Raw genomic sequence first — 26,056 nt, 5'->3', positions numbered from 1 at the left:
CCGGCCGTTGCTGCTGAACGTGGGGCGATGGCGACGATCTGCGCTGTATGCAGTTGCTGTGAGCGCTCATCGTATTGACGATCCACTTCGAGCAACAGTGTGAGTGCAGTATTGAGCATGCACGCCGCGATGACGAGGATGATGCCGATGCCGATGAACGAGCTGCGGCTGGTGCGCCATTGGTTGGTTATGAGCGTATGCATGCCAGTCACCATCCCATCTCGTCGAGGAACATGGCGAGTGCATGTTCGCGCTCGCCGTATGGTTTAGCGCCGTCATGAGCACCCAGATCGCATTCACCTTGGATCGCTCCGTCGCGCAGGTACAGCACACGGTTGCCGCGCAAGGCGGAATGCCTGTCGTGTGTGACCATAACGATGCTCTGGCCGCGTTCGTGCATGCGCGAGAATATGTCCAGCACGGCTTTGGCGTTCTGCGAGTTGAGCGCGCCGGTCAGTTCGTCGGCGAATACGAGTTCTGGTTCGTTGATGAGCGCCCGTACGATGCTGGCGCGTTGCGCCTCGCCGCCGGATACCTGACTGACGCTGCGGTGTTGCGTGGCCTCGTCGATGTTGACCATGGAGAACAGTTCACGTGCTTTGGCTGCTATGGTCTTCGTGGAACCGGTGGTGAGCGCGCCGGCGACGATGGCGTTGTCCATCAGGCTCATCGACTCGAGCAACTGGTTCTGTTGGAACACGAAGCCGCAGTTTGTGCGGCGGAATCGTGCGAGATCATCGTCGCGCATCGCCATGATGTCTTCACCGGCGAATGTGATGCGCCCGCAGCTGGGACGGTCGAGCCCAGCGAGCGCGTAGAGCAGCGTCGATTTTCCGGCGCCGGAGGGACCCATGATGACGGTGAAGTCACCTCGGCGGATGGTGACGTCCAGGTTCGCGAGCACGGTCTGCTCGCGCTTCCCCGCGCTGATTGTCGTCGTAAGCCCTTGGGCTTGGATGATCACGTCGTCGTGGAAAGCGTTTCGCCCTGTTGCATGCCATTGCCGGCGAGTGGTGTGTAGCGCGTTGATGCGATGTGCCATGATTCGTGTCTTTCGTTCGGTTACGGTTCCAGTGCGTCCCGTTGGAATGCGTGGGTGTTGCCGTAACCGTACGAAATCCAGATCGAGCCATGCAAGCAACGACCGCTGACATCAACGATTCAGGCTGCTACGATGCGTAGCATCCTTGGTTTTTCACCGATTTCGAGTAGACCGTTACTCGTCGCTGGGCGTGCTTGGATCGACGGCCACCGTGGATGCCGGGTGCGTTTTCGCCGTGGATCCGGCGTAGATCGCGATCGCCGATTGCGCCGGCACCGTCGTCTTCACCTTGCTCTTGCGCACCTTCACCGTCTTCGAGCAATCCTGCGTAGCATACACGTCGCAGTATTCGCCGTCCGGCATGTCAGTGGTGAACTCCACATCCGCACTGCTAGCTGAATTGTTGATGGCGATGAAACCCTTGGCTCCGCGAGAGAAGGCGACCACGTTCTCGTTGGCCTCCTGCCATCCGCTCACCGTGGTGCCGTGCACGTAGTTGTGGAACGCGACCATGCCGCGCGTGGACGTCCACCTTTGCTGGCAGTTCCAGTCGCCGCTGTTTGTAGCGCATGCCGTGTTGAAATCCACGTCGGGCACCTTCGTATCAGTGGCGCCCGGCGCACCGGCATCGTTGTCGGTGAACTTGTAGTCAGACAGCAGTCGTGGCGTGCCGTAGTCATAGGCGAGCGAGAATGCGTTGGCCAGTTGATAGGTCTTGCCGTCCTTATAGGTGATCGCCTGTCCGTTTCTGGCGGTGTCCCAGTTTGTGACGAATACATTCGCCAGCTTTGTGGGGATCGCATACGGGTTGCGTTTCGTGCTGCCCAACCGTTCATTCAGGTCAGACAATCCGTTGATGCTGCCGCGCAGATTCGTCGTCAGATTGCTCATGTAGGCGAATTGGGTGACGGTGCCGGTGTCGAAATAGTTGCTCGGCTGGATACCTTTCGCCTCCCCCGCATTGCCGATGACCTCCTGAATCCAGTAGATCTCATCGGCGGAGACGCCCACCTTCTTCGCCATCTGGGCTTTTATGGCTGCCATATCGGTGTTCTTGATGTGTTTGACGGCGTCCATGCGGAATGCGCGTATGCCCAGCTTCCACAGCGTCGCCAAATAGTCGGATTGAATGTCTTGCACTTTCGCCGACGACGTGTTGAAGTCCCACATCGAGCTCAGGCGGCCTTCCTGCACCTCCTGCTGGTCGTTGTAGTCGGAGATCGCGGCACCGTTCTCATAATCATGGAAGTCGGAGGCATTCAATCCTTGCGGATACTGGTCATCACTGCCGGTGAATCCCGGGTACCAGCCAGTGCTCGCATTGTATTTCGTTCCCGCTACGCCGGTCTGCACACCGTTTGACGAATCCGTGCCGGTGGTCTGGTTGAGCACGACATCGGCGATGATGCCCACACCCGCGGCTTTGCACTGCGAGATCATATTCTTAAACTCTGCCTCTGTACCGAGTTTTGAATCCAACTTATAGCTGACCGGCTGATAGCTTGTCCACCACTGCGTACCCTTGATCGACTCCTGCGGGGGCGAGATCTCCACGTATGCCACTCCCTCGGGCCCATACGTGTTCGTGCACTCCTTGGCGATCGAATTCCACGTCTGTTGAAATGCGATTACCTGCACATCGGTCTTCTTCGGCAATTCCGCACTGCCGGTATCCCTCGCCCCGCACGCCGACACCACTGGAATGATCATGGCTGAGCATGCGAGTACAGCGATCGAACGTGTGACCGCATGGTTTTTCTTCGTCATGTCTTCTGCCGCTCCGTCACTTCACTATAAAATCTGTGTACTTCCCACTGTATCGCACCGCAGTAGCTGAGCGCATGACTCACTTTGTACAACCGATTTAGCAGGTATGTCGATGAATAGATCCACGTCTACGTTCATGTAAAAACGACATATAAACAATGTAACGTCACACAAATGAATAGGGCGCACCCACATGGGATGCGCCCTATTCATAGTGACTGAACTAGCGGTTCAGTGGTTCACTGTGTTAGTCGCGTTGGCGACGAACCGTGATCACAATGATCGCACCCGCCATGAGCAGCGTTGCCGCCATGACGATGAACAGCGCGGTGCGCGAACCGGTCGAAGCCATCGCCGTGATCACAGGAGCGTTCTCCTTGACCTTGGCGGAGGTGGAACCGTTAGGCTTCTTGGCACCGGCATTGTTCTTCTCGCCCGCATTGCCCTTCTCACCCGAAGTGCCCGGCTGAGATGGCTGAGACGGGTTCTCCGGATTTGTCGGAGTGGTTGGCGTCGTCGGCTGATCCGGGTTATCTGGATTGTCCGGATTCGTCGGCGTTGTCGGCTCATCGGTGCTCTTCATCGCGGAAGTCGGTCCGAGCACGACTGCGCTCATCGCCGGCACCACAACGTTGTCGCCATCATTGACGGTGATCGTGGAGCCCGCCTGCGAGGCGTCGACGCCGGTCGAAGCGGCACGAGCGGCAACGGCCTCGGTCTTGCCCGGGTGCATGTACGTCTTGCCGTTTGACACGAGCACGCCGTATTCGCCTGCCTTGACGTTCGGCACATCTGCGGTTGCCTTGTTGTTATTGAGCACAACCACATAGGTGCCGCTGTCGTCGGAGATCTCGTAGGCCACCACGCCGTTATCACTCTTGAGCTCCTTCGAGTTCTTCGTGATCTCGTTGTAGTCGGCGATGCGGAACGCGGCGGTCTTCTTGCGCAGGGCGATCAGATCGCGCACGTACTGCGCATGATCGGCGTATTCGGCATCGTTGAGTCGATCCCAATCGATGGCGTTGACGCTATCGCCAGCGTTGTAGCTGTTGTCGTTGCCACCCTTGGTGCGCAGGAACTCCTGGCCGAGCTGCATTTCGGAAACGCCGTTGGCGAGGAAGATAGCCGAGTTCGCCAGCTTGGAGGTGGTGACGATTTCGGTCTTCTTCTGCGCATCGGTCAGCTTCGAGGCGTCATCGCCCTGGAAGAGCGACTTCTCCAGCTTGTCGTTGAGCGTCAGATTGTCGTGGATCTCGACGTACTGCACCACCTGGTTGGCGCTTGCGTACTTCGCGTTCGCGTTGCCGTTCGTGCAGAAGGCGCCTGCGGCGGTGTTGTCGAGGTTACGGCAGCCCAGCATGTTGTTCATGATGAGCTTCTCGGTGCCCTGCTTGCCGGAGACGAAACCGGTGTCGGTGGCGGAGAACACGGAGCCCTTGAGACCGTCGCGGATCGAGTCGTTGAAGAACGCCACAGTGGACGTTCCGTTGTCGAGCTCGTAGGCGTTCGGCTGGATCGACATCTGCGACTTCGGCATCGTGGAATTCATATCCCAACCCTCGCCGACGATGATGATCGACGGATCGATCTTGTCGAGCGCGGCGCGCACGGCCTTCATCGTTTCGAGGTCGGTCAGACCCATCAGGTCGAAGCGGAAGCCATCCATGTTGTATTCCTTCGCCCAATAGGTGACGGAATCAACGATGTACTTGCGCATCATCGCACGCTCGGAAGCGGTGTCGTTGCCGCAACCGGAGTTGTTGACGAGCGAACCGTTCTGGTAGCGGAAGTAGTAGCCCGGAACCGTCAGGTTGAACGCGTTCGTGTTCACGTCGGCGACGTGGTTGTACACGACGTCCATGATGACGCGCAGACCGTTCTTGTGCAGGCCGTTGACCATTTCCTTCGCTTCGACGACGCGGGTCTTCGGATCGCTGGCGTTCGAGGAGTACGAGCCTTCAGGAACGTTGTAGTTCTCCGGATCGTAACCCCAGTTGTAGTTGCTGTCGGTTTCCGGCTTCGTCTCGTCGACGCTCGCATAGTCGAACATCGGCTGGATCTGCACGTGCGTGATGCCGAGCTGCTTCAGGTAGTCCACGCCGGTGGACTTGCCTTCGGAGTTCTTCGTGCCGGTTTCGATCATGCCGAGGTACTTGCCGCGTTCGTTCTCGGAAACACCGGAGTTGGCGTTCTTCGTCAGATCGCGGATGTGCGTTTCGGCGATCACGGCGTCGGTGTTCTTCGTGAACGGCGCCATGCGACCGGAATCCTTCACCGTCGTCTGCGCGGTGGAAAGCACCACGGAACGACGTCCGTTGACCACGGCCGCACGAGCATACGGGTCAGGGGAATCGTTGACGGTGCCGTTGGCGAAGCTGACGCGGTAGATGTAGGCGGTGTTCGTCGGCACCTTCTCGGTGACGGACCACACGCCCTTGTCGCCGAGCTTCATGTCGATGACCTTGTCTTCAGCCGCGTTAGCGGTTTCAGCGCTCTTGTAGGTGACGAGCTGCACCTTCTGCGCAGTCGGCGCCCACAGTTTGAACGTGGTGCCGGAATCCGCGTATGTCGCGCCGAGATCGTCGCCGTTGTACGCGTACTTCTTGTCGAAGGTGGCGGTGCGCACCACGGAGCCTGCGACGGCGGTGGCCGAGCCGAAGCCTTCGATTTCGACGGTGTACTTGCCTGCCACGTCGAGATCGTTCTTCGTCGTGATCGTCACGGCATTGCCGTTGACCTCGATCTTGCTGACCTCAACCGCATTGCCCTTCGCGTCGGTGACCTTGACCTTGCCGTTCACATCCGCGTCGCTCACCTGCTTGGAGAGCTTGACGGAAAGCTGGTTGTTGTCGCTGATCTCGGCGGAATTGATGCGCGCGCCCAGTGCGGGGCGTGCGGTGTAGACGGTGGCGTCGTCCTGCATGAGCCAGACTTCGGCCTTGGCGTTGCCGTCTTTGTCGAACACGAGGGCGTTGGCCGGCATCTTGATGTCGCCATCTCCGCCATCCTTCTTGGCCCACTGATCGACACCGTAACGGCGCAACAGACCGAAGTCGGAGTTGCCGGAACCGTCGACGCTGTAGGTGTAGTTGGAGAAGGAGAGCTTAGCAACCTCTCCCCAATCATCGTGGTTGTTGAACTTGCCGGCGAAGCCGTTGGTGTTGCTGTTCCACATCCACACATCCCACTGCGGAACCTTGACTGAAGTGTCTTCCGCATTGAAATACTTGCCGTCGGAGCGGTTGTAGTGGACGGTGACGTCCACCTTCTGTACGGTGCACTTGTAGTCGGCCGGAGCCGTGGTCTGCGTCTGGTTCGCGTCGCCCGTGCCGTCGATCCACACTTCGATCGTGCCGTTCTTGGCCTTCAGGTCAGTGCGATCGCCGCCGAACTTGTTCCAACTATCGGTGGTGATGATGAGGTTGATCTTGTCGAACGCACCGTCGAGCGTGTATTCGCCGACCTTGCCCCAGCAGTCCTCGCCGGTGAATGCGTTGTGCGTGCCAGCGAGATCCTTGCCGGTGGTGTCTTTGCCCCACATATACACGCCACGGCCCGGATCGTCTGCGGCGGCCTTGTAGTGGACCACCAAGCGGGTCTGGGCGGTGATGGCCTCCGGATCGCCGACCGACACCTTGCCGTTATCCACGGCGATCTGGGTCATGCCCTTGGCGATCTTGTAGTTTGCGCCACCGTTGCTGTCCCAATCGTTGTCGCCATTGTTGAAGCAGACTTCGATTGCGTTGCCGCCGGTGTCGAGCGTGTACTTGTAGTAGCCCTGGGCGTCCGGCTGTCCCATGGAGACGCCTGGCACAGCGGTCCACTGATCGCCGTGACCATAGTGGATGTTGACGGTATCCCACTTCTTGGTCGGCTTGTACCACACGGTGAGCTTCGTATCGTCAGGGGTGACGGTGTTCGTCGGCACGACGACCTTCGGCGTGCTCGGGTCGACCGCGGTGGTTGAGGCCGGGTGGGTCGTCTTCGTGGCGCCCGCGTACAGGGCGATGGCCTGCATGGCGGGAACCTTCGTGTTGACCTTGCCGCCGGAGACGGTCACGGTGCTCGAGCAATCCTGCGTGCCATACACGTTGCAGTATTCGCCGTCGGGCAGCGTCGTCGTGTAGCTGACATCCTTGTCTTGCGAGGAGTTGTTGATGGCGATGAAGCCCTTGTCTCCGCGCGAGAACGCGATGTTGTTTGCACCGTCGTCCTGCCAATCGTTGAGACCGGTGCCTTCAACGTAGTTGTGGAATGCGATCATGCCGCGCGTCGTGGTCCAACGCTGCTGGCAGTTCCAGTCGCCGCTGTTCGTGGAGCAGGCCTGGTCGAAGTCGACGTCCGGCACCTTGGTGGCGGTTGCTCCCGGAGCACCGTTGTCGTTGACGTCATACTTGTAGTCGGACAGCAGGCGCGGCGTGCCGTAGTTGTAGGCGAGCATGAACGCGTTCGCCAGCGAATACATGGATCCGTCTTTGTATGTGACGGCCCCATCGCTACGTGCGGTGTCCCAATTCGTCACGAACACATTCGCCAAGTCGGACGAGATCGCGTTCCTGTTGGAGCTCGTGTCGCCGATGCGCGACGAGAGATCCTTCAATCCGGCGATGTTGCCCTTGAACTTGGCGTTGAGATCCGACTTGTAGTCGAACTGAGTCACCGTGCCGTTGTCGAAGTAGTTGTACGGCTGGATGCCCGGAGCTTCACTGGCGTTGCCGATGACCTCCTGAATCCAGTAGATGTCGTCGATGTTCTTATTGACCTTCTTCGCCATCTGTTCCTTGATGGCGTGGATGTCGTCGTTGCTGATGTGCTTGACGGCGTCCATGCGGAAGCCGGTGACACCGAGATTGTAGAGCTTGGCGAGGTAGTCGGACTGGATGTCTTGCACCTTCGCCGACGACGTGTTGAAGTCCCACATCGAGCTCAGGCGGCCCTCCTGCACTTCCTGCTGGTTCGTGTAGTCGGAGATGCTCTTGCCGTTCTCGTAGTTGTGGAAGTCGGCGGCGGTCACGCCTTCCGGATACTGGTTCCGTTCGCCGGTGAATCCCGGATAGGTGCCGGTTTTGCCGTTGTATTTAGTGCCGGCGACACCGGTTTGGTCGCCGCTGGCGACATCAGAACCAGTGGTTTGGTTGAGCACGACGTCGGCGATGATGCCCACGCCCGCTGCCTTGCACTGGGTGATCATGTTCTTGAACTCGGCTTCGGTGCCGAGTTTCGAATCCAATTTGTAGCTGACCGGTTGGTAGCTCGTCCACCATTGCGTGCCTTGGATCGTCTCCTGCGGAGGCGAGACCTCGACATAGGCCACTCCTTCAGGGCCGTAGGTGTTCGTGCATTCCTTGGCGATCGAATTCCACGTCTGCTGGAACGCGATCACCTGCACATTCGTTTTTGCAGGCAATTGCTCGCTGCCGGTATCTGTGGGGGGCGGCTACAGCGGCCATGGGCAGCATGGTGCATGCCATCGCGGCCGTGACGCCGATTCCCAAAGCGCGGCTTAACTTCATGCGCAACTTCGGTTTCTCCATCTATTCTTTCCTATCTCTATGCGAACGTAATCATTGAAACCTGTAAAAGACAGTTATTTCAATATCCGTTCTTTTGTTTGACTCTTTGCCTACGTAATTTCTTATATTTTGCCGTACAAATCAGCAAATAACTCAACGATGAGTTTGCATACGTTTGCAAAATAGTCAGGATAACTATACAACAGATGAGAAGATTTTGTAAAGATTCAAATACTCGCGTTCTGTGTGATAAATCAGCTGGGTATTCGCGCATACAAAAACCGCCCGGCAAAGCGGGCGGTTGAAATTGATCGGATCCGTGTGAGTCAGTCGGTGACTTTCGTCAGAGAAGCCACGGCTTCCAATGCGAGTTTGTACCCCAAGTACCCTAAGCCTGTGATGGTTCCCGTGGCCACCGGGCTGATCACCGAGCGCTTGCGGAACTCGTCGCGGGCGGCGGGATTCGAGATATGCACTTCCATCAACGGCATGTCAGCGTCAAGCACCATATGTGCGGCGTCGGCGAGCGCGTACGAATAATGCGTGAATGCGGCAGGATTCATGACGACGGCGATATGCTTATCGGCGGCCTCATGCATCCAGTGAACCATCTGCGCCTCGTCGTCTGTTTGCCGAACATCGACGTCAAGACCGTATTCGGTTCCCCACTGAGTGCACAGGCGGCGAAGCTCCTCGAAGTCCTGCGAACCATACACATCCGGCTGCCGAACGCCGAGACGACCCAGATTCGGCCCATTGACCACCATGACTTTGACTGGAAGCGACGACTTCGTCATGTTCTCTCCATTCGTTTTCATTGCAACATCAATACCGTCTCCATGATAGCCGCGAGTGCTTGCGCGGGTTGGTGTTTCCGCCACTTCGCACAATGGGCTGAATCACTGTGCGACGCGGTTGAAGGCCTCCTCCACCGCCTGCGGGTCGGGATCGTCGAGGTGGAACGGTTCTCCCACACGTTCGAGTCCCACGAAGCGGAGCGTGTTGCCGCGCGCTTTCTTGTCTCGGTGTATGAGCTCGAGCACGGCGTCGAAGTCGGCGCCGTGCCACGATGTCGGCAGGCCGAGCTCGTCGAGCAATCCACGCATGTAGTCAACGGTCTGCCTGTCGAGGTGACCCGTCAAATTGGAGAGCTCCGCGGCATACACCATGCCCACGGCCACGGCATTGCCATGCCTCCAACGGAAGTGCTCAAGCTGTTCGATCGCGTGGCCGAACGTGTGACCGTAGTTGAGGAACTCGCGCAGACCGGCCTCTTTGAGGTCTGCGCTCACGTGGTATGCCTTCACACGCACCGTTCGTTCGATGAGTTCGCTCACCACGTCTTCAAGTGGCGAGCCGAGGAACTGCACACCATCGAAGCTACGCAGTTCGCTGGCATGATCCTCGAGAATGTCGAGAATATGTGGGTCGCGAATGAAACCGGATTTGGCTACCTCACCCAGCCCTTCGATGAAGATGTCGTTAGGCAGGGTCGTCAGTGTGCGCAGGTCGGCGAGCACGCCGGCCGGGGTGTAGAACGAGCCGACGAGGTTCTTGCCCTGCGGGGTGTTGATGCCTGTTTTGCCGCCGGTGGAAGCGTCCACCATCGCGAGCAGTGAGGTCGGGCAGTTCACATATCTGATGCCACGCATCCATGTCGCCGCCACGAAGCCGGCGAGATCGGTGCAGGCGCCGCCGCCCAATCCGACGATCGCGTCGGAGCGTGTGAACCCCTCATTGCCGAGTCGCTCCCAGATCCCGTTGGCGACCTGTATCGTTTTGCCGGCCTCCGCATCGGGAATGACGATGTCGAACACCTGGTATCCACTTTGGCGTAGGATTCCACGTGCACGGTCACTGTGCCGTTGCACGGACGTCGTGTGGATCAGCGCCACACGAACCGGCTTGCTGCCCAGAATCTCGGGAAGATGCCCGAGCGTTCCCTCTCCGATGCGCACGTCATAGGGTTCGATGCCCTTGCCGTCGATGTGCACGATGTGTTCCGATACCATTTCAACCATCCTTTTCGCCGCCGCCCGTGGCGTCATGCCTTTGGTCTGTACTGTGACGTTGGCCACCGCCCTATACACCGGATCTCGTTGCTTGAACAGCGACATCCATCGTTGCTGCGCATCGCCGTCGAGCATCGGCCGGCCTCCCCCGCGGCTCGCACGTTCCATGGCCTCATGCGGATCCGCTTTCAGATAGACGACTTTGCCGCCGTCACGAACATAGCGTTCCAAACGTTTGCGAATCGATTTGGTCATCGGCGCACCGCCGCCGAGAGAGAACACGCCGGCGAATGAATCAAGTGTGCGGCAAACCACTTGGCTTTCCACTTCACGGAACGCGGGTTCTCCGTACTCGGCGAAGTATTCGGGAATGCTCATGCCTATTTCATGCTCGATCTCGACATCGGCATCACGGAACGGCAGAGACCTCATCTGAGCCATTTCCTTGCCCAGACGGGTTTTACCGGCTCCCATCATGCCGATGATCACCGCTTCAGGCTGCCTATGCTTTCTGTTGTGCTTGCGCGCCATTGCCCATCGTCTCCTCGAACGCCTGTCAGCGCATGTGCTCAGGCCATGATTGCAGGTATGTCTCGATGTTGCGGCGAGTCTCCTCAATGCTGTCTCCACCGAATTTTTCAAGCATGTATTGCGCTATCGTGAGACGAACCATCGCCTCGGCCACGACTGCCGCCGCAGGAACGGCGGTGCTGTCGGAGCGTTGGTTGATCGCCTGTGCCGCTTCTCCGGAGAGCACGTCGACGGTATGCAATGCGCGTGGAATCGAGGGGATGGGCTTCATGGCCGCACGCACGCGGATCGGCTGCCCGTTCGACATGCCGCCCTCGATGCCTCCGGCACGGTTCGACAATCGCTCGATGTGGCCATCGGCACCCGGCACCATCTCATCATGGGCTTGGGAGCCCGGGCGCATCGCCTCAAGGAATCCATCGCCGATCTCCACGCCCTTGATCGCCTGAATACCCATGAGCGCCGATGCCAACGCAGCGTCAAGACGCCGGTCCGATTCCACGTAGGTGCCGATGCCTGCAGGCACGCCGTAGGCGATGACCTCGATCACACCTCCGAGGGTGTCGGCATTCGCCTTCGCCTCATCGATGCGCGCCACCATGCGTCGTTCTGCGGCTTCATCGAGAGTGCGTACGGGAGAGGCGTCCAGCCGTTCAACGTCGTCTGGAGTGGGCAGCACGGGATTCTCGTCTTCTACGCCTGCTCCGCCGATGGAGATCACATGGCTGACAGTGCGGATGCCTGCCACCTGCTCCAGGAACCGGCCTGCCACTTCACCCAACGCCACCCGTGACGCGGTTTCTCGTGCGCTGGAGCGTTCCAGCACCGGACGGGCGTCGTCGAAACCGTATTTGCGCATGCCGGTCAGATCGGCGTGCCCTGGGCGCGGGCGGCTCAGCGGGGCGTTGCGCCCTTCACGCGGCAGTTCGTGGTCCAATGGATCCGCGCTCATCACCTCGGTCCATTTCGGCCACTCCGTGTTGCCGATTTCAATGGCGATCGGAGATCCCAATGTGCTGCCGAATCGCACACCTGTGAGCAGGCGAACCTGATCCTGCTCGAACTTCATGCGTGCGCCACGGCCATACCCGAGTCGCCTACGTGCGAGCGCCCTGCGAATATCGTCGGAGGTGACATGCACTCCCGCCGGCATCCCTTCGATCATCGCCACCAATGCTTCCCCGTGCGATTCGCCCGCGGTCTGCCAACGCAACATGCCAACTCCTTCTGTTCGAACTCGATCTCGACTATTTTAACCGTATGTATTGCCTTATGTATACGCCGAGTTTGGTCTGTGGACTCGCCATCTGCTGCACGGACATGCGTCGACGCCGTGTGCCGCGTCGCTGGATCGTCGTGACCATCATGCTGCAGACCGTGCTGTTCACCGTGTTGGCGTGCCTGACTTCGGATTTCGCACCGTTGTGGCGAGCGTTAGCACTGATGCTGGCGGGCATGGGCATACAGCTGTGCATCGCCCTGCTCGCCCCTAAACGTTGCTTGGGGTTCGGCGATGTGACCACCAGTGCCTTGGCCTGCCTGACGGTGGGGCATGTAGGTTTCATGGCGTTTCTGTTCTGGTGGCTCTTGACGGGGCTCATCGGCATGGCTTGGATGGCCGTATGGATGCTGTGCGGCAGGCTGTTCCAACATAGGGCACGGGGACGATCGGACACTCGTGTTCCGTTCGTCCCCGTGCTGGTGGCTTCAGGTATCCTCGCCGTGCTCTGCACTCCCTGAGAAAAGATTTGAAACCGAATTAATTGGCATCTGGATTATTGCTACGGTATTCCTGCACCAGTTTCTGGAACTCCTCGTCGGTTTCGGCGAACTTCGTCTCGCCCGTCGAAAGGTTGGTGGTTACGAAATAGAGCCAATTGCCATCGGCCGGATGCAATGCGGCGGTGATCGCATCATCGCCGGGATTGCTGATCGGCGTTGGAGGAAGACCCTTGTTGATGCGGGTGTTGTATGGGTTCGAGGCATCCTGCAGCTGGTCATTCGTCAGCTGCATACCGTTGACTCCGGCACCATATGCCACGGTGCTATCCATGCCGAGGGTCATGTTCTTGCTCAGACGGTTATAGATGACTCGACTCACCTTGCTGTAGTACTCGGATGAGTTCACCTCGGCTTCGACGATCGACGCGATGATGAGCGTCTTCTCTCGGTCCTCGCCCTCGGGCACTTTGAGCTCGTCGAGTTTCTTGATGCGGGCCTGCACCATTTCTTTGAGCAGGCGTTCCGGAGCGGTGTTGACATCGCCGACCGTGTATGTGCCTGGTTCGAGCCAACCTTCGAAATTACCGTTCGCTTCCGCAGGCAGGATCTTCGCAGCCTCATCTTTGTTGTTGATGATCGCTTCGAATTTCGATTTGTCGATGTCGTTGTCGGTGCAGATGCGGTCGATCACCTCGGAGACTCGCTCCCCTTGACGGACTTCGGCGAACCCTTTCGCATTGCCTTGGTCGGAAAGCACCTGGGCGACCTGCGAAGCCTTCATATGTGTTTTCAACGCATATGTGCCGGGGTACAGTGTCAGGTTGTTCGACGACACATATGTGGCGAACGTTTCCGATGATTTGACGATTTCGGCGTTTTGCAGTGCATTGGCCACTTCCATGACGCCCTGCCCCTGCTTGATCGTGAACGCGACCGCACTATCGCCCGGCCCTGAATAGTCTTCAGCAACCGATTCCTGTGCCATGTTGGCGTGTCTCCAACTCTTGATCGCACGGGTGGCGAACACGCCGCCAACGGCGACCACGACGAGCGAGACCACGAGAATGACGACGAGGATCAGCCGCTTACGCTTTTTCAGCGCGCGCTGTCTACGCATCTCGCGGCGACTTCTGGGTGGAGACGGGGGAAGAGGCGATACTCCGGCATTACCTTCCCAAGCTTCGTCTGATTCGAAGAAATCATGCAGATCGTCAGACACTCAAAACTCCTCTGTAGTGCGGTGCGCGCGATCCAGAGCCGCTTGCAGTATTTCCACAGCCGACTGTTGGTCGACAACGGCACGGTGCGCCTTCGAATTGACGTTCGCGTCGAATAGACGCCGATGTGCATCGACGGTTGTCAATCGTTCATCTATGAATATGATATCGGGCATTGAGCTGATTTGCGAGACCGGATCCGCGATTTCCGCCTCGAGGCGCTTCGCGAGCGACCTCCCCCAGCGTTGCGCCTTCTTCGCACTTGCCCCCACTGAACCGTCCATTTGCAATGGGAGCCCTATGGCGATGCAGGTCACGGTGTTGTGTTCGAGTTGTTGGTCTTCGATGAGGTTGAGCACATCGTCGAAGGCCTGGAAGTAGTCACCTTGCACTTTGATGTTACCGGCCGGGTAAGCAAAAGAACGCTCAGGGTTGGAGATTGCCACTCCAACCCTGGCGTTCCCCAGATCAAGGCCAAGCCAGATCTGCGACATCAGCCTCGCATCGCCTCTTGAGTCAGCGATTCAAGCGCCGCGTCGATCTTCGACGCGTCAGCGCCGCCGCCCTGCGCGAAGTCCGGCTTGCCGCCGCCGCCACCACCGAGCATCTTCGACGCGCCACGAACGAGGTCGCCGGCCTTGATACCTTCCTGACGAGCCTTCTCGTTCGTCGCGACGACGACCATCGGCTTGTCTTCTGCGCTCACACCAGCCAGAGCGACAACAACCGGCTTGTCGTCTCCAAGACGGGAACGAACATCCATGACGGTCTTGCGCAGCACATCGAACGAGCCGAAATGGCCGACGTTCTTCGACACCACGACGATAGGGGTCGTGGCCTTCTTCGCGGCGTCGACCAGTTCCGGCACCGATGCGGCGAGCTGCTGCTCATACATGGCCGCGAGGCGACGATCGGAGTCCTTGAGCTTGGCGAGCAACGTGTTGATGCGTTCAGCAAGCTCGTCGGGGCGGGCGTTCAAGGTGTCCGACAATTGCGAAACGAGCGCATGTTCTCGGGCGTTGAAGTCGTAAGCTCCTTGGCCGACCAATGCATCCACGCGACGCACGCCGGAACCGACGGATGCTTCCGAAAGGATGTTGACCTGGCCGATCTTGCCGGCGAAGTCGACGTGCGTGCCACCGCACAACTCTCGGCTCCATCCGTCGTCGCCGATGGTGACGACGCGCACGATGTCGCCATATTTCTCGCCGAACAAATGCATGGCGCCCAATGCGATGGCGTCATCGAACTTCATTTCCTCGGTGGTCACATGCAGGTTGTCGCGCACGCGATCGTTGACGCGAGCCTCGACAGCACTCATCAACTGCTTGGTGGGGGCCTTCGGCCATTGGAAGTCGAAACGCAGGCGGTTTGGGGCATCTTCGGAACCTCGCTGGGTGGCCTGTGGGCCGAGCTCCTCGCGCAGCGCCTTGTGAACGATATGCGTGGCGGTGTGCGAACGAGCGATCGCGCCTCGACGTTCGATATCGATCGTGGCTGCGACGTCAGCTCCCACGACGAGTGTGCCTTCGATCAGACGGCACTGATGCACGATGAGGTCTTTGATCGGCTTTTGCACGTCATCGACTTCAAGCACGGCTCCGTCATCGGAAATGATCTCGCCCTGATCGGCGAGCTGGCCGCCTGCCTCCGCATAGAACGGCGTGCGGTCGAGAATCACTTCGACGTTGGCTGGAGCGGTGACGGCAGGCACTGAGCCAACGCCGTCGAGCATGATGCCGAGCACACGGCTGCGCGAGGAAACCTCGGTGTAGCCGAGGAACTCGATCGGGGCCTGCATGTTGTTCTTGAAGTCGTCGTATTCACTCAGATCGACGTTGTGGCGCTTCTTGAGCGCGTCTTCACGAGCGCGGGACTTCTGCTCGTTCATCAGCTCACGGAATTTCTCCTCGTCGACTTTGACGCCCTGTTCCTGCGCCATCTCCAGCGTCAGTTCGATCGGGAATCCGTAGGTGTCGTGCAGAGTGAACGCGGCATCGCCGGAAACGATCGGCGTGGCGTTCTCCGTGTCGCTCTCATCGGCGGAGTCCTTGGCCTTCTTGACGGCCATGTCGAAGATCTCCAAACCGTTGGTCAATGTGCGACGGAACGCGTCTTCCTCGCCATAGGCGGCTTCCGACACGTCGTGGAACGTGTTGGCCAACTCCGGGTAGTTCGGCTCCATAGCCTGCTCCGACACCGGGAGCAACTGTGGCATGACAGGATCGGTGACGCCGAGCACGCGCATCGATTCAATCGTGCGGCGAATCAGGCGGCGCAGCACGTAGCCGCGTCCGGCGTTGCTTGGACGCACACCGTCGCTCATGATCATCAGCGCGGAACGAACGTGGTCGGCGACGACGCGCATGCGCACATCGGCTTCCTTGTTCTCGCCATACTTCAGGCCGGTGATGTTCTCGGCCGCTTCAATAACCGGATAGACCTCATCTGTTTCGTAGATGTTCTGCTTGCCTTGCAGCAGGTATGCCAGACGTTCGAGCCCGGCACCGGTATCGATGTTCTTGTGCTTGAGTTCGCCGGCGATATGCAGGTCGGTTTTCGACTTGACATTATCGACCATGTAGTTCTCGAACACAAGATCCCAGATCTCGATGTAGCGAGTCTCGTCGGCGATCGGGCCGCCCTCCTTGCCGTATTCGGGGCCGCGATCGACGTAGATCTCGGAACACGGACCACCAGGGCCGGGGCCTCCGGTTGTCCAGAAGTTGTCTTCCATGCCGAGGATCTGAATGTGCTCGGGGTCGACACCTTCGTTACGCCACATCGCCCGTGCCTCATCGTCATCGGTGAAGGTGGTCATCCACAGCTTCTCCGGGTCGAAGCCGTACCCTCCGTCTTCGCGGGAAGACGTCAGCAACTCGTAGGCGTAGTGGATGGCCTCCTCTTTGAAGTAGTCGCCGAAGGAGAAGTTGCCAAGCATCTGGAAGAACGTGCCGTGACGCGTGGTCTTGCCCACCTCATCGATGTCGAGCGTACGCACGCACTTCTGGTTGCTGGCCATGCGGTGGCTCGGCGGTGTCTGCTCACCCATCAGGTATGGAATGAACGGCACCATGCCTGCGATCGTGAACAATGTGGTCGGGTTCGGGGAGATCAATGATGCCGAGGGAACGACCAGATGATCCTGCTTCTTGAAATAGTTGAGATAACGCTGTGCGATTTCAGCGGTGCGCATGTGAGTGCGGCTCCTTGTGTGATTCGTGCGTTGGCCGAAACGTGAATGAGTTCGGTGAACTAGTTGAGCTTATTGATGTATTGGTTGTTGAGTTCACGCTCGCGCTCCTGCTGAGCCTGCTTGAACTGGCTGACGAGACCCTGCAGCGTGCGTGCTCCGACATTCTCTTGGTCGGGTCCGAGAAGGAATTGGCGTGCTTTGTCAGGAGTATTCGCCTTGACGTATGCGTTCGCTTTGGAGACGGCAACGACGCCTAGTGCCACGCCGACCGAGACCCACAATACTCGTTTGAACATTACTCGTTCTTACCTTTCTGCTGCGCGGAGGATTCCTCGGCACCCTTGTCTTTGCCCATGAATGATTGTGCCGTGACCTTGACGCCGTAGAAGATGGAGGCCAGCTTGATGATCGGCTTGCCCAGGAATGAGCCATACAGGTTCGTCAGCGCACCGAGATTGTTCATCGTGCTCGATGCGGCGCCGGAGATCTCGTTGACGTCTTCCAATGACTTGTTGACCTGCTTGACCGTTGTGACGCCCTCGTCCAATGCGGGGAGTGCATGATCGCCGGTTTCCTTGACCGTCTCGGCAATCTGGTCAAACATCTTGCCCAAACGGATCAGCGGGTAGATCAAAAACCTGCAAGGATCGCGAAGGCTATCGCCGCAATCAGTCCCGCAATTTCTCCAGCACCCATGATGCACCCTCTTTTCGTGCCAAATGACTTTATCTACGCGCTTTAGCCTAGCCAATCGTCCAGACGGACGGAGGTGAACTGTTAGCGTTGGTTGTATGAGATGACGGTGATCGCTTCATCGATCGGCGCTTCCACATCGAAATCGAAAGTGGTCACGGAACCGTTTGCGGGTCGGACGCTCAAGTCGTACCCTTTCGGGGCGAACCGTTGCATCAGGCTGAGCAGCGTGTTGCCGTGCGAGATCATCAGTACGTCATCGCCGTCATGAAGGTTCTTATTGGAGGCGATAAGCGCGAACGCTCCCTCCACCCTGCTCCAGTATTCTGCGTCGGATTCAGCGTCGTGGAACGGATCGGCTTCTTTGAGGAAGTCACGGGTGGCCGCCAAACCATATTGTTCGACTATCTTCGCATAGGTCGGAGCACCGTGGGGGCCGCCTGCAGCCAACCATGCCACACCCATGTCTTGGCCTTCGAAATAGCCGTAGAACTGCTCGCGGAAATGCATGTCGGCCTGCAATTGTGGCACGTCATGCCCCTGCGCTGCGTTGATGTCGAGAATCGTGCGCGCAGTCGTCTGCGCGCGAGTCGTGTCGGAGCAGTAGGCTGCAGCGAACCTGACGTTTTTCAAGGTCTGCCCGGCGTGAACGGCGTCATCAAGGCCGGCTTGGGTGAGCGGCGAGTTCGACCATCCTTGCAGACGGTTGTAGCGGTTGAAGAATGTTTGCCCGTGACGGACCAGATGAAGATGAACGATCATGCCTTTGATTATCTCATGGGCGTCACCCTGGATTTCACCAGCATTGCGCTTTCGTGCATAATCGGAGCATGAGTAGTTTTCTTATTCGATGGTTCATCCTGACGATTGCAGCGGCCGTCATGGTGCTGCTGTTGCCGGGAATGCATGCCGTGGGCGACCCGCCGATTCTGGGCATTGCGGCATTTTCGCTGTTCATGGCGCTGTTCAACGCCTCGATCAAACCAGTTGTGCAGGCGCTGGCGCTCCCCTTCAGCATTCTGAGTTTCGGGCTGATCGCGCTGATCATCAATTGGCTGTTCATGGAGCTGGCGTCATGGCTCGCGCTCAACCTGTTCAACGTGGGCGTAACGATTGGAGGATTCTGGTGGGCCGTGCTCGGTTCCCTCATCATGTCGATCGTCAGCGGCATTGTCAGCGCCGTCATCGGCCAATGATTTATTGCCGAGCATTGCATGCGAATACAAGAAGGAGTCCGGGCGAATGCCTCGGACTCCTTCTTGCTGTATGTCCTTATACCGTATATGTGTACAGTATGTAGATCCAGATCAGCGGGCGTAGAATTCGACCACGTACTGGATGTTGACCTGAACCGGGATCTCCTCCGGCTCCGGCTTACGGGTGAGCGTCGCCTTGAGCGAAGCCAGGTTCACGTCCAGGTAGCCTGGAACCGGCGGCAGCACATCGCGGTGCGTGCCTTCGGCGGCAATCTGGAATGGAACCATCGTCTGGCTCTTCGGCTTGACCTGAATGGTCTGGCCTGGCTTGACGCGGTAGGAAGGACGGTCAACGATGTTGCCGTCGACGAGAATGTGGCGGTGAACCACGAACTGACGCGCCTGGGCGGTCGTGCGGGCAATGCCTGCACGCAGAACCAGTGCGTCGAGACGGGTCTCGAGATCGGTCAGCATGGCGTCGCCGGTCTGACCTGCGGTGTGCGTGCCCTTCTCATAGGCTGCGCGAAGCTGCTTCTCCGAGATGCCGTACTGGGCGCGAAGACGCTGCTTCTCGCGCAGACGCACGGCGTAATCGGACTCGGCGCGGCGACGAGTGCGACCATGCTCGCCAGGAGCGTATGGGCGCTTTTCGAAGATGCGCTGTGCCTTCGGGGTCAACGCAATACCGAGGGCGCGGGAAAGACGCACCTGACGGCGGGAACGATTCGACATAATGTTTCCTTAATTGTTCTGTCGTTGTCTGAACGGAATCGACATTCTGGCGAATGTCGACTGAGCCAGCCTCTCCAGTGCTTCATCGTGACAAGCACGAACGGTGATGAAACCGCCGACCCACTGATGGGCTAAGACTCCCAGACAGTGCCTTTGTTCTAAGACACCAGCGCAATACTTTACCGCATGGGTCTGGACTTTTGCGAATGAAGGTAGTCTCAGAGTTTCTCGATAGGAGCAAGCCTCAGCATGAGCCGCTTCGTTCCGTTGCTGCCGAAGTCGACGGTGATGATGGAGTTCTTCCCCTTGTCTTGCGTGTCGACCACCGTTCCCAATCCGAAACGGTCATGCGTGATCTTATCTCCCATATGGAAATCCGCGATGTCGAGATTATTGTCGGAGGTCACCTGCGACGCCGGTTTCGTTGACGAAGAGGCCTTCGCCGAGGTGCGGCGCGTGTGCACGGCACCCGAACGGGACGAACCATACGAGCTTGACGAGTGGGAACGTGAACCATATGACTTCGAGCCGAAACTCGTCGACGACCCATTCGCGCCACCTGAGGCAGATGAGCCGGAGCGGAACTTCGCCGCGCTCCCCCAACCCGAACCGTTCGTGCGAGATGTGCCTGAGGAACCGTAGGCATGTGAACCGCTGCCATATGACGAACCGCGCGAACCGTATGACGTGGTGCCCGACGAACCGTAAGCTCGTCCCGAAGATCCGTAGCTCGAACGTCCGTATGTGTCGAAGGAGTCCTGCGAATAGTCATCGTCATCCCAGCCGCCGAATTCGTCGCTGAAACCATCTCGGCTTTGCCAGCCCGCGCGCATGCGTTCCATGCCCGCCTCGCGACGCTGCCAGTCGATCAGCTCGTCGGGAATCTCGTCGAGGAACTGACTTGGCATCATTTCGCTCTGACGCCCCCATTGTGAGCGCACCGCGGCTCGGGTCAAATACAGCTGTTTCTTGGCGCGCGTGATGCCCACATAGGCGAGTCTGCGTTCCTCCGACAATTCGTTCGTGTCTTCCATCGCCCGTGAATGCGGGAACGTGCCCTGCTCCATGCCGGTCAGGAACACCACCGGATATTCGAGTCCTTTGGCGGTGTGCAATGTCATCAATGTGACCTTGCCGCTGTCTTGTTCCTGACCGAGCAGCTGATCGGAGTCGGCCACGAGTGCCGTGGTCTCGAGGAATCCCGCGAGGGTGGCGTCTTGCGTGGCCTGTTCGAATTCCGCCGCCACCGACTGCAGCTGCGACAGGTTCTCGACGCGCGATTCGTCTTGCGGATCCTCCGAACGTTGCAGCTGCTCGAGCATGCCGGATTCCTTGAGCACCTGCGCCACGATCTCCGATGGCTTGCTGTCATGTTCCTGCGCGAACTGTCGCAGTGAAGTCATCAGCTCCCGGAATGCCCGGATCGCATTCGCCGTGCGTGCACTGACGCCTTCGATGTTCTCGAGGTGTTCGATGGCCCACCAGAATGTTTCGTTGTGTTCGTTCGCGAACAGCGTGAGCTGTGATTCAGCGCGTGCACCGAGACCTCGTTTGGGTACGTTCAGTATGCGGCGCATGTTGATGTCGTCGGCGGGATTGACGATCGCCTGCAAGTATGCGAGCGCGTCTTTGATTTCCCTACGCTCGTAGAATTTCGTTCCGCCGATCAACTGGTATGGAATATGGGCTTGAATGAGCCCCTCTTCAAGCGAGCGGGACTGCGCATTGGCTCGATACATGATGGCGATGTCGCTGTAGCGCACGCCCTCCTCATCGTGCAGATGTGCGATCTGCTGGGCGATCCAATGTGCTTCGAGCTGCGCGGTGTCGGCCGCGTACCCGATGATCTTGTTGCCCTGACCGAGTGCGGTCCACAGCTTTTTCGGCTTACGCGCGCTGTTGTGCGCAATCACGGCGTTCGCCGCGTCGAGAATCGTCTGCGTGGAACGATAGTTCTGTTCGAGCATGATCGTGCGCGCGTTCGGGAAGTCCTGTTCGAAATCCTGAATGTTGCGAATATCCGCTCCGCGGAACGCGTAGATGGATTGATCGGAGTCTCCGACGACGGTGATCCATGCCGGCCCGGTCTTGCCTGCGCCCACCGCGGTCGGTGAGGGTTCTTCCTTCGCATCCACGCCTGCGAGTTCGCGGATGAGCACGTATTGCGCATGGTTCGTGTCTTGGTACTCGTCGACGAGAATGTAGCGGAATTTGTGACGGTAGTATTGCGCGACCTGCGGCTGCGTCTGCAGAAGTTCGACGGTACGCACGATGAGGTCGTCGAAATCGACCGCGTTGGCGAGCGCAAGCCGGTACTGGTATTCGGCGAATATGACCGCATACACGGCATCCGTGTTGCCGAGGTTGCCGAACCGGTAGCTGCGCATACCCGGTTTGAAGTCCGGGGCATGTTCCGCGAGCACGGTTTTCCAGCTGGTCAGCTGGTTCTTGTAGTCGCTTATGTTCGCGAGTATGGATCGGGGTGTGAACCGTTTGATGTCGATGTTGAAGTCGCCGCAGATGAGTTTGATGAGACGTTCGCAATCCGCGGTGTCGTAGATGGTGAATCCGGATTTGAGTCCGATGGCGTCTCCGTCACGGCGCAGGATGCGCACGCAGGCGGAGTGGAAGGTCGACACCCACATGCGTTCCGCCACTCCTCCGATGAGCGCGGCGAGCCTCTCCCTCATTTCGGCGGCGGCTTTGTTGGTGAATGTGATGGCGAGCACTTGGCTGGGCCATGCGCCGAATTGCGTGAGGATCCAGGCGATGCGACGTGTGAGCACGCGCGTTTTGCCGGATCCCGCGCCTGCGCCAATCAACAGTGCCGGGCCACGATATTGCACGGCCTGTGCTTGCTGCTCGTTGAGGTCGCCTATGAGCTCCTGGGCTGGGCGGGCGATGAAATCAGCATCCTGTGGCACGGTGGTCCTTTCTGGTATTGGCATCGGTGAAGCTGCGAGTCGGCTTTAAGTTCTAGCACATTCAATGGTCACTTGGCAGGCGTATGCTATGCGCCATATGGCTCCGCTCCGCGTTTCACCGGGCGGAGCATGTGTTTTCACATGAACGTTTAGGCGTTCGTCGACGATTTTGTGAAGGGCCGCTATGCAGGAACTAGAGGATAGGATCCGTGAACAGGGTGTCGTCAAGCCGGGCAATGTGCTCAAGGTCGACTCCTTTTGAACCATCAATGCGATGTGAGGCTGTTCGACCATATGGGAGCCGAATGGGCAGAGCATTTCGCGAACAAGCACATCACGAAGATTCTGACCATCGAGGCATCGGGCATCGGCATCGCATGCGTGGCCGCCATGCACTTCAACGATGTTCCCGTTGTGTTCGCGAAGAAAGCTCAGTCCATCAATCTCGAGGGCGAGCAATACGTGACGCACGTGTATTCGTTCACGAAGCAGAAGGAATTCCCTGTGATCGTGGCCAAGAAGTTCCTCAACGAGGGCGACCGCGTGCTGCTCATCGACGATTTTCTGGCCAACGGCAAGGCGTTGCGTGGTCTGATTGAATTGTGCGAAGCTGCCGGCGCAATCGTCGAAGGCATCGGCATTGCGATCGAAAAAGGCTTCCAAGGTGGCGGTGACGCATTAAGGGAGGCCGGCTACGATCTCGATTCGCTGGCGATCGTCGAATCGATGAACGACGAGACCGGTGAAATCGTGTTCCGAAACTAGCAGACGTTTGAGGCGACGCACATCATCAAAGGATGTGCGTCGCCTCCGTTTTTCAGTCGACGCTCATTGCGGCATTGCCGCAATCACAGGATCGATAGAGAGCAATGAGAGATTGAGAGAAGTTCATTATGAAGCAACAGGATTCCATGTCGCCTGATTCAAGCGACGACGCATCGTCCGCCAACGTCGCCTCCGCCACGGATGCCAAGAAAACCGAAGACCGCATCGAGCAAACTGTCATGACTCCCGAATTGCAGGAGGAGGCCAAGGAGTCGGCGTCCGAAGGCAGGAAGGAGAGCAAGAGGCTTGGCATCTCGTTCGAAGCGCTCTCCAGTCTCGATGCGCCGGTTTCGTTCTGGAAGGGCATTCCGTTCGGCCTGCAACATGTGTTGGCGATGTTCGTCGCGAATCTGGCTCCGATCTTCCTGGTGGCCGCCGCGGGTCATATGAGTGCCGCTGATTCGGCGCGCATCATTCAAGCCGGCCTCCTCGTGGCCGGACTCGGCACGTGCCTGCAATTGTATGGCATCTGGCGCTTCGGCTCCCGTCTGCCGATGGTCACCGGCATCTCGTTCACCTATGTGGCTGCGGCGATTTCCATCGTGAGCCAGAAGGGTTATGGCGCCGTCGTGGGCGCCGTGCTCGTCGGTGGCCTGCTCGAAGTGGTGTTGGGCCTGACCGCCCAGTACTGGCAGCGTTTTGTGCCGCCGATCGTCTCCGCCATCGTCGTCACGTCGATCGGTTTCTCGCTGCTGTCGGTGGGTGCGGAAAGCTTCGGCGGCGGTTCAGGCGCCAAGGATTTCGGTAGCTGGCAGAATCTGACGCTTGGCCTGATCTCGCTGGTCGCCTGCCTCGCCTTCCAACTGCTGATGAAGGGCACCGCCAAGCAACTGTCGGTTTTGTTCGGACTCGTCGTCGGCTATGTCGTCGCCATATTCTTCGGCAAAGTCGATTTCAGCGGTTTCCAGCATCTGCAAGTGGTCAGTGTGCCGACGATCATGCCGTTCAAACCGGAATTCGACTGGGGTGCGATCATCTCCATCGGCCTGCTGTATGTGGTCTCCTCCGTCGAAGTGCTGGGCGACACCGCCGCATTGACGAAGGTCGGCCTGAACCGTGAGCCCACGCCACGCGAAACTGCTGGCGCGATCGCCGGCGACGGCCTGATCTCCTCGGTGTCCGGTGTGTTCGGCTGCCTGCCGTTGACGTCGTTCGCCCAGAACATCGGTCTGGTGGCGATGACGAAGGTCGTCAACCGCAAGGTGATCCTCTCCGGCGGCCTGCTGCTCATCCTCGCCAGCTTCGTGCCGGCCATCTCCGAGGTGTTCAATTCGATGCCGCAGGCCGTGCTCGGCGGGTGCACGATCATGATGTTCGGCAACATCATCCTCTCCGGCTTCCAGATGATCTCCGACGCCGGTTATACGCAGCGCAACATCACGATCGCCGCGTTGTCGCTGACGATCGGCATCGGTTTCACGCAGGTGTCTAGCATCTTCGTGCACTTCCCCGCACTGTTCCAGTCGATCTTCGCGCAGAACTGCATCGCCGTCGCCTTCGTGGTCGCCGTCATCCTCAACCTCGTGCTGCCGAGCGAAGAGCACTTCCTCGCAACGCCGGCACAGCACGAATGATCAATAATCATCGAAAAATTTCTTATTCGGGGGGCTGCAATCGCAGCCCCTTCTCCTATGGTCATACGCACATGTTTCCCGCATATCCGCGATCATCATGCACAAAACGCATGGTTCGTCGTTGAGTAATTCCCTCGAAGAATATCGCATATGCCGGTCGGGAATCAGTTCGCAGCAAAAGAGAGTACACATTCGCACTCATACGAAATTACAATAAGTGCATCGTAACACCATCAAGAAAACACATTTGCAAAAGAAGACCATGAATACCATTGCACAACAGCTACTGACCGGAGAACGCGCACTGTTCCAAGCCAAAGACCTCACCATCGACAATTGCGTGTTCGAAGACGGCGAATCCCCTCTGAAGGAATCGCGCAACATCACCGTCAACGACTCGGTGTTCCGCTGGAAATACCCGCTCTGGTACAGCGAGAACAGCACCGTGCGCAACTGCCTGTTCGACTTCGACGCGCATGCGGCGTTCTGGTACAGCAACCATATGACCTTCACCGACTGCACGATCCAAGCTCCCAAGGAATTCCGCCGCAACCATGACGTGACGATCACGAACACATCGTTCACCAACGCGGAAGAGACACTGTGGAACTGCGAAGACGTGACGCTCGATCACGTGAGCGCGAACGGCGACTACTTCGCGATGAATTCGAGGAATATCACCATCAGCGATTTCCAGCTCACCGGCAACTACTGTTTCGACGGATGCCGTGATCTCGTCATCGACCACGCACGACTGCTGTCGAAAGACGCATTCTGGAACTGCGAGAACGTGACCGTGAGGAACTCGTTCATCAGCGGCGAATACCTGGCATGGAACACGAAGAACATCACCTTCGAGAACTGCACGATAGAGAGCCTGCAGGGACTGTGCTACATCGACGGGCTCACGATGCGCGACTGCCGCGTGATCAACACGACGCGCGCGTTCGAATACTGCTCGAACATCGACGCGCAGATCACCACGCGCGTCGACGGCATCGTCAACCCGATCTCGGGCACCATCCGCGCCACAAACTTTGGTGACGTCGTGCAGAACGACCCGGCGATCGACACCGCGAACGTGCACCTCATCAGCGAACAGTGAGAAGTGA

17 protein-coding genes and 2 pseudogenes are annotated in these 26,056 nt (G+C 58.5%); 5 read left to right on the top strand and 14 right to left on the bottom strand.

Annotation, left to right across the window (positions count from 1 at the left end; translation table 11 throughout):
• Positions 1 to 208: 208 nt before the first annotated feature.
• From GSD1FS_RS01715 to aroC, 6 genes are all read right to left on the bottom strand, one after another.
• Positions 209 to 1,042 carry an ABC transporter ATP-binding protein gene (locus GSD1FS_RS01715; protein WP_155588086.1) on the bottom strand — a complete coding sequence of 278 codons (834 nt, stop codon included), beginning with the start codon at positions 1,040 to 1,042 and terminating at the stop codon, positions 209 to 211.
• 174 nt (positions 1,043 to 1,216) lie between these two features.
• Positions 1,217 to 2,809 carry an alpha amylase C-terminal domain-containing protein gene (locus tag GSD1FS_RS01710; protein ID WP_155588085.1) on the bottom strand — a complete coding sequence of 531 codons (1,593 nt, stop codon included), beginning with the start codon at positions 2,807 to 2,809 and terminating at the stop codon, positions 1,217 to 1,219.
• Between the two features lie 247 nt (positions 2,810 to 3,056).
• Complete coding sequence (gene pulA / locus GSD1FS_RS01705; protein ID WP_343030157.1) at positions 3,057 to 8,198, bottom strand: type I pullulanase; 5,142 nt, start codon at positions 8,196 to 8,198, stop codon at positions 3,057 to 3,059.
• A gap of 450 nt (positions 8,199 to 8,648) precedes the next feature.
• Positions 8,649 to 9,119: a type II 3-dehydroquinate dehydratase gene (aroQ, locus tag GSD1FS_RS01700; RefSeq protein WP_155588083.1), complete on the bottom strand. Its 471-nt coding sequence runs from the start codon at positions 9,117 to 9,119 to the stop codon at positions 8,649 to 8,651.
• A gap of 102 nt (positions 9,120 to 9,221) precedes the next feature.
• Entirely contained in the window at positions 9,222 to 10,865 is a 1,644-nt protein-coding gene (locus GSD1FS_RS01695) for a bifunctional shikimate kinase/3-dehydroquinate synthase (RefSeq protein WP_155588082.1), read from the bottom strand.
• A 25-nt stretch (positions 10,866 to 10,890) separates the two neighbouring features.
• On the bottom strand, positions 10,891 to 12,081 hold the full coding sequence (aroC, locus tag GSD1FS_RS01690; RefSeq protein ID WP_155588081.1) for a chorismate synthase: 1,191 nt from the start codon (positions 12,079 to 12,081) through the stop codon (positions 10,891 to 10,893).
• A 56-nt stretch (positions 12,082 to 12,137) separates the two neighbouring features.
• Here aroC and GSD1FS_RS01685 point away from each other — a divergent pair, with 56 nt between their 5' ends.
• Complete coding sequence (locus tag GSD1FS_RS01685) at positions 12,138 to 12,605, top strand: prepilin peptidase (RefSeq protein WP_196424993.1); 468 nt, start codon at positions 12,138 to 12,140, stop codon at positions 12,603 to 12,605.
• 19 nt (positions 12,606 to 12,624) lie between these two features.
• Here GSD1FS_RS01685 and mltG read toward each other — a convergent pair whose 3' ends face one another.
• From mltG to GSD1FS_RS01655, 6 genes and pseudogenes are all read right to left on the bottom strand, one after another.
• Positions 12,625 to 13,806 carry an endolytic transglycosylase MltG gene (gene mltG / locus GSD1FS_RS01680; RefSeq protein WP_343030156.1) on the bottom strand — a complete coding sequence of 394 codons (1,182 nt, stop codon included), beginning with the start codon at positions 13,804 to 13,806 and terminating at the stop codon, positions 12,625 to 12,627.
• Positions 13,807 to 14,298: a Holliday junction resolvase RuvX gene (gene ruvX / locus GSD1FS_RS01675; protein ID WP_155588079.1), complete on the bottom strand. Its 492-nt coding sequence runs from the start codon at positions 14,296 to 14,298 to the stop codon at positions 13,807 to 13,809.
• Positions 14,298 to 17,000, bottom strand: coding sequence for an alanine--tRNA ligase (gene alaS / locus GSD1FS_RS01670; protein ID WP_155588078.1), 2,703 nt, complete (start codon positions 16,998 to 17,000; stop codon positions 14,298 to 14,300). The genes ruvX and alaS overlap by 1 nt, the downstream gene beginning before the upstream one ends.
• A gap of 59 nt (positions 17,001 to 17,059) precedes the next feature.
• Positions 17,060 to 17,296 carry a hypothetical protein gene (locus GSD1FS_RS01665; RefSeq protein WP_155588077.1) on the bottom strand — a complete coding sequence of 79 codons (237 nt, stop codon included), beginning with the start codon at positions 17,294 to 17,296 and terminating at the stop codon, positions 17,060 to 17,062.
• A pseudogene (locus GSD1FS_RS01660) lies at positions 17,296 to 17,696 on the bottom strand (DUF948 domain-containing protein). The gene GSD1FS_RS01665 and the pseudogene GSD1FS_RS01660 overlap by 1 nt, the downstream one beginning before the upstream one ends.
• Before the next feature lie 81 nt (positions 17,697 to 17,777).
• A complete protein-coding gene (locus tag GSD1FS_RS01655; RefSeq protein ID WP_155588076.1) occupies positions 17,778 to 18,455 on the bottom strand; it encodes a histidine phosphatase family protein in 678 nt (225 codons plus the stop codon).
• Between the two features lie 68 nt (positions 18,456 to 18,523).
• On the opposite strand from GSD1FS_RS01655, the gene GSD1FS_RS01650 reads away from it, so the two are divergent.
• Entirely contained in the window at positions 18,524 to 18,889 is a 366-nt protein-coding gene (locus GSD1FS_RS01650; protein WP_155588075.1) for a phage holin family protein, read from the top strand.
• 111 nt (positions 18,890 to 19,000) lie between these two features.
• Here the strand turns inward: GSD1FS_RS01650 and rpsD are convergent, their stop codons facing one another.
• Entirely contained in the window at positions 19,001 to 19,621 is a 621-nt protein-coding gene (rpsD, locus tag GSD1FS_RS01645; protein WP_155588074.1) for a 30S ribosomal protein S4, read from the bottom strand.
• Positions 19,622 to 19,839: 218 nt separating this feature from the next.
• Entirely contained in the window at positions 19,840 to 22,545 is a 2,706-nt protein-coding gene (locus GSD1FS_RS01640) for an ATP-dependent helicase (protein WP_425481768.1), read from the bottom strand.
• A 184-nt stretch (positions 22,546 to 22,729) separates the two neighbouring features.
• Between GSD1FS_RS01640 and GSD1FS_RS01635 the strand changes: the two are divergent.
• The 3 genes and pseudogenes from GSD1FS_RS01635 to GSD1FS_RS01625 all read left to right on the top strand — a co-directional run bounded on the left by GSD1FS_RS01635 (position 22,730) and on the right by GSD1FS_RS01625 (position 26,049).
• Positions 22,730 to 23,310 (top strand): annotated as a pseudogene (locus GSD1FS_RS01635) (xanthine phosphoribosyltransferase).
• Between the two features lie 128 nt (positions 23,311 to 23,438).
• Positions 23,439 to 24,944: a nucleobase:cation symporter-2 family protein gene (locus GSD1FS_RS01630; protein WP_425481767.1), complete on the top strand. Its 1,506-nt coding sequence runs from the start codon at positions 23,439 to 23,441 to the stop codon at positions 24,942 to 24,944.
• A gap of 262 nt (positions 24,945 to 25,206) precedes the next feature.
• A complete protein-coding gene (locus GSD1FS_RS01625) occupies positions 25,207 to 26,049 on the top strand; it encodes a DUF3737 family protein (RefSeq protein ID WP_155588072.1) in 843 nt (280 codons plus the stop codon).
• The last annotated feature ends 7 nt before the right edge of the window (positions 26,050 to 26,056 follow it).

Source organism: Bifidobacterium canis (assembly GCF_009727065.1).
Taxonomy (GTDB): domain Bacteria; phylum Actinomycetota; class Actinomycetes; order Actinomycetales; family Bifidobacteriaceae; genus Bifidobacterium; species Bifidobacterium canis.
Note: the sequence above shows the minus strand (reverse complement) of the source record. Positions and strands in the feature narration are given on the sequence as shown.

Bases quoted from the DNA above. Each gene is read 5' to 3' on its own strand.
- GSD1FS_RS01715 (WP_155588086.1), bottom strand. From the start codon at position 1,042: ATGGCACATCGCATCAACGCGCTACACACCACTCGCCGGCAATGGCAT.
- GSD1FS_RS01710 (WP_155588085.1), bottom strand. From the start codon at position 2,809: ATGACGAAGAAAAACCATGCGGTCACACGTTCGATCGCTGTACTCGCA.
- aroQ (WP_155588083.1), bottom strand. From the start codon at position 9,119: ATGACGAAGTCGTCGCTTCCAGTCAAAGTCATGGTGGTCAATGGGCCG.
- GSD1FS_RS01695 (WP_155588082.1), bottom strand. From the start codon at position 10,865: ATGGCGCGCAAGCACAACAGAAAGCATAGGCAGCCTGAAGCGGTGATC.
- aroC (WP_155588081.1), bottom strand. From the start codon at position 12,081: ATGTTGCGTTGGCAGACCGCGGGCGAATCGCACGGGGAAGCATTGGTG.
- GSD1FS_RS01685 (WP_196424993.1), top strand. From the start codon at position 12,138: ATGTATACGCCGAGTTTGGTCTGTGGACTCGCCATCTGCTGCACGGAC.
- ruvX (WP_155588079.1), bottom strand. From the start codon at position 14,298: ATGTCGCAGATCTGGCTTGGCCTTGATCTGGGGAACGCCAGGGTTGGA.
- alaS (WP_155588078.1), bottom strand. From the start codon at position 17,000: ATGCGCACCGCTGAAATCGCACAGCGTTATCTCAACTATTTCAAGAAG.
- GSD1FS_RS01665 (WP_155588077.1), bottom strand. From the start codon at position 17,296: ATGTTCAAACGAGTATTGTGGGTCTCGGTCGGCGTGGCACTAGGCGTC.
- GSD1FS_RS01655 (WP_155588076.1), bottom strand. From the start codon at position 18,455: ATGATCGTTCATCTTCATCTGGTCCGTCACGGGCAAACATTCTTCAAC.
- GSD1FS_RS01650 (WP_155588075.1), top strand. From the start codon at position 18,524: ATGAGTAGTTTTCTTATTCGATGGTTCATCCTGACGATTGCAGCGGCC.
- rpsD (WP_155588074.1), bottom strand. From the start codon at position 19,621: ATGTCGAATCGTTCCCGCCGTCAGGTGCGTCTTTCCCGCGCCCTCGGT.
- GSD1FS_RS01630 (WP_425481767.1), top strand. From the start codon at position 23,439: ATGAAGCAACAGGATTCCATGTCGCCTGATTCAAGCGACGACGCATCG.
- GSD1FS_RS01625 (WP_155588072.1), top strand. From the start codon at position 25,207: ATGAATACCATTGCACAACAGCTACTGACCGGAGAACGCGCACTGTTC.